General features: G+C 72.2%; 5 protein-coding genes and 1 pseudogene. 2 read left to right on the top strand and 4 right to left on the bottom strand.

Annotated features, from left to right (window positions below):
* Positions 1–72 (bottom strand): annotated as a pseudogene (locus ABZ260_RS48570) (Uma2 family endonuclease); the annotation flags it as partial.
* A gap of 203 nt (positions 73–275) precedes the next feature.
* Between ABZ260_RS48570 and ABZ260_RS48565 the strand changes: the two are divergent.
* Both ABZ260_RS48565 and ABZ260_RS48560 read left to right on the top strand, forming a co-directional pair.
* Positions 276–893, top strand: coding sequence for an AAA family ATPase (locus ABZ260_RS48565; RefSeq protein WP_355632060.1), 618 nt, complete (start codon positions 276–278; stop codon positions 891–893).
* A gap of 69 nt (positions 894–962) precedes the next feature.
* Positions 963–1,289: a cupin gene (locus ABZ260_RS48560; protein WP_350920514.1), complete on the top strand. Its 327-nt coding sequence runs from the start codon at positions 963–965 to the stop codon at positions 1,287–1,289.
* 113 nt (positions 1,290–1,402) lie between these two features.
* Here the strand turns inward: ABZ260_RS48560 and ABZ260_RS48555 are convergent, their stop codons facing one another.
* The 3 genes from ABZ260_RS48555 to ABZ260_RS48545 all read right to left on the bottom strand — a co-directional run.
* On the bottom strand, positions 1,403–2,104 hold the full coding sequence (locus ABZ260_RS48555; RefSeq protein ID WP_355632057.1) for an NAD-dependent deacylase: 702 nt from the start codon (positions 2,102–2,104) through the stop codon (positions 1,403–1,405).
* Between the two features lie 132 nt (positions 2,105–2,236).
* Positions 2,237–3,124 (bottom strand): carbohydrate kinase family protein, encoded by an 888-nt coding sequence (locus tag ABZ260_RS48550; protein WP_355564744.1) that lies wholly within the window; start codon positions 3,122–3,124, stop codon positions 2,237–2,239.
* Positions 3,125–3,149: 25 nt separating this feature from the next.
* The coding region (locus tag ABZ260_RS48545; protein ID WP_355632054.1) for a substrate-binding domain-containing protein at positions 3,150–3,556 on the bottom strand (407 nt) is incomplete at its 5' end.

Here is a 3,556-nt window from a genome sequence, read left to right as displayed (position 1 = left end):
AGACATCATGATGAGCGACCCGTCGATCAGTTCGACATGCCGGGGCGCGTCGGGAGGGAGACGATCGAGCATATCGGCGGTCCATCCACCGGCGGTGCATTCGAGGAGTGAGCATGCCCACCGACGGCCTCCCGCAGGTACCACCTTCCCGGTGTTCCTCCGCTCGGGCGCAGTCCCCTCCGGTGCCCGCCGAATCGGCGGCGAACCGGATTCCGCCGTGGCGATGCCCCGGGACACATGATGGGGGGAATCCCCTTTCCTGCGAGGTGCACCCGATGGCCACCACATCGGCCGGCCGGTCCTCCGTCGAGGAGCTGCACTATCCGGCCGGGACACTGGTGCTCCTCGCGGGGCTCCCCGGCGCGGGCAAGAGCACCCTGCTCGACCGGCTGTACGGACTGCGCGGCGACGAGAGGGAACCGGTCCGCGCCGGTGAGGTCCGCGTCATCGACTCCCGTCAGTCCCGCAACTGGTGGGCCCGCTATCTCGGCCCGATCCCCCCGCGAGCCCGCACCCCGATCGTGCACACCACCCATGTGGCGCGGATCGCCCGCGCCCTGCTGCGGGGGCACGGCGTCGTCGCGCACACCCGCGGCACCTGGCCGCACATCCTGTACGGCTTCGCCTGGCTGGCGCGCGGGGTCGGCAGCGAGATCCATCTGATCCTGCTCGACGTGGAGCCGAGCGCGGCCCGCGAGGGGCAACTCTCGCGCGGCCGGGTCGTCACGGGCACCACCTTCGCCCGGCACTGCCGCCGCTGGCGGGTGCTCATCGAGCGCGCCCGCGGCGGCGTGCTCCCCCCGGCCACGGGCGTCACGATCCTCGACCGTCCCGCCGCGGACCTGCTCCGGGCCATCCGCTTCGACGAACGGCCCCCCACCCGGGACGGATGACTTTACCTCCGCCTGGCGCTGCGCATTCCTCACCCAGGGCAGGCTCAGAACGACCGGGAGGAAACCTCAATGATCGACGTACTGGCTCTCGCCGAGGAACATCTCGCCCTCGCCAGGGAGAGCGCGCACGGCCGTAGCGCCCACACCTACCTCAACGAGGGCACGCTACGCCAGGCGGTCATCGCGCTGATCGCCGGAACCGTCCTCGGGGACCACGACGCCCCGCCGGCCGCGAGCCTGCACGTCCTGTCCGGGCGGGTACGGATCGTCGAGGAGGGGCAGAGCGTCGAAGTCAGCACGGGCCAGGCCACCCCGATCCCGCAGCGACGTCACTCACTTGAGGCCGCCGAGGATTCGGCGGTCATCCTCACCAGCGTCGTCAACATCTCCGTTTGAGGCCTGCCCGGGGCACACCCGGCGGATGGCCGTCATCCTCCTCCGTTCGATCCTGACGGCTCCCGTTCACCGGACACGGCGCCCCGCCCGGAGGTCGTCCGCCGGCCCCTCCGTCAGGCGAGAGACGAGCAGAGGCGGGGGACCGCGACGCCGATGGGGTCGCTGATCACCTCGTCGGCCAGGTGGTCGTAGGGGGTCGGCTCGGCGTTGACGATGACCAGCCGGGCGCCCGCTCCGACGGCGATGCCCACCAGGGAGGCGGCGGGCTGCACCTGCAGCGAGGTGCCGACGGCGACGAACACCTCGCACTTCTCGGCCGCCTCGATCGCCCGGGTGAGGGTGGCCGTGTCGAGGGCCTGGCCGAACATCACGGTGGCCGTCTTGAGGATGCCACCGCAGTCGCGGCAGGCGGGGTCGCTCTCGCCCGCGAGGATCCGGTCGACCGCCTCCCGCGTGGTGGAGGTGGCGCCGCAGGCGGTGCACAGGGCGCCGAACATGTTGCCGTGCAGCTCCAGCACCCGTTCGGGCGGCGACCCGGCCCGCTGGTGCAGGCCGTCGACGTTCTGGGTGATGATCCACGTGTCGGGCAGGCCGGCCAGGGCGCGGTGTGCCGCGTTCGGCTCGGCCCGCCAGGCGGGGTTGTCGCGGCGCATCAGCCACGAGCGCCGCCGGATCTCCGGATCGGCCATGTAGTGGTCGTAGGTGACGAGCTTCTCGTGATCGGGGTCCTTACGCCACACGCCGTTCGGCCCTCGGTAGTCGGGAATCCCGGACTCGGTGGAGATCCCCGCGCCCGTCAGCACCGTCAGCGTCATGGGTCGATCGTAGAGCCTTCCCTGTCCGCGGAGCGGTGTGCCGGCGAGTCGGACGTCTGCCGCGACGGGGAGGCCGGCCGCCGGAATCCGCGCGGCGACCAGGCCCGCGTGGAGCTCCCGGTCGGAGAAGGGTCACCCGGCGCGATCGAGGAGGTCCGGCTCGCTGATGGGGTTCTCGTGGGTGCCCTCCGACGTGCAGGCATGGGCCCCGGCGAGGGCCCCGAGAGGGATGGAGTCGTCGAGGGAGCGTCCGGAGAGCAGGCCGTACAGTACGCCGGAGACGAACGCGTCCCCGGCGCCGTTGCTGTCGGCCACCGGCCCCGGCAGCGGTGCCGCGGGGAAGCCTCGCAGGCCGTTCTCGTCGAGGACGTGGCAGCCCTCCGCGCCCTCGGTGCAGACCACGGCCCTGGCCCGGCCGCGCGCCAGGATGTCGCGCATGACCTCGTCGCGGCGCGGGCCGAGGGCGGTGGCCGACAGGAAGACCAGGTCGGAGGAGTAGGCGAAGTCTCTGTGGTGGTCGTTCTCGCCGTCCCAGTCGTGCAGGTCGGTGGAGACGGACCCGGAGCCCAGGTCGGGGTAGACGTGCCGGGAGAAGTCGGTGATCGACACGTGGACGTGCCGGGCCGCGCGGACCGCGTCCAGGTAGAGCTCCCTGGGCAGCCGCTCGCCCGCCGCGGCGCGCGGGTCGAACAGCGAGGTGCGCCGCCCGTCGGGGCCGACGAGCAGGATGCTGCGCCGGGTCCCCTGCGGGGCGAGCGCCCAGCCGGCCTCCACACCCCTGGCCTCGAAATGGGCCCGGATGAAGCGGCCCTGCGGATCGTCGCCGATCAGGTCGACCAGCCTGACCCTCAACCCGAGCGCGTGGCAGCCGAGGGCGACCCCGCTGCCGGTGTTGCCGATCCGGTCCACCACCGGAGGGACCGCGTAGGTGTCGGCGTACGGCAGGGGCAGCGAGGGCACGTAGGCGGTGGTGTCGACCCCGGTGCCGCCGATGACGACGACGTCGTGACCGCTGTTCATCTCGGAACCTTTCCCGGCGAGCGTGCTAGCGGTTGACCAGCGGGCCTGAACCGGTCGAGCGGCGCACGACGAGCTCGGGCTGGAACATCAGCTCGACGTGCTTGGCGCGGACCCCGTTGATCTCCTCCAGGAGAGTGGCCACCGCCGCCGAGGCCATGGCGCCGATGGGTTTGCGCACGGTGGTCAACGGCGGGTCGGTGAACGCGATCAACGGCGAGTCGTCGAACCCCACCACCGACACCTCCCCCGGCACCGAGAGCCCCCGGTCACGGCAGGCCCGGATCGCACCCAGCGCCATCAGGTCCGACGCGCACACGATCCCCGTACAGCCGCGCGCCAGCAGCTGCGCCGCCGCCGCCTGCCCGCCCTCCACCGAGAACAGCGAATGCGAGATCAGCTCATCGACCTCCGTCGCCCCCAGCAACTGCGCCA

This window comes from Streptosporangium sp. NPDC006013 (genome assembly GCF_040614275.1).
Classification (GTDB): domain Bacteria; phylum Actinomycetota; class Actinomycetes; order Streptosporangiales; family Streptosporangiaceae; genus Streptosporangium.
Note: the sequence above shows the minus strand (reverse complement) of the source record. Positions and strands in the feature narration are given on the sequence as shown.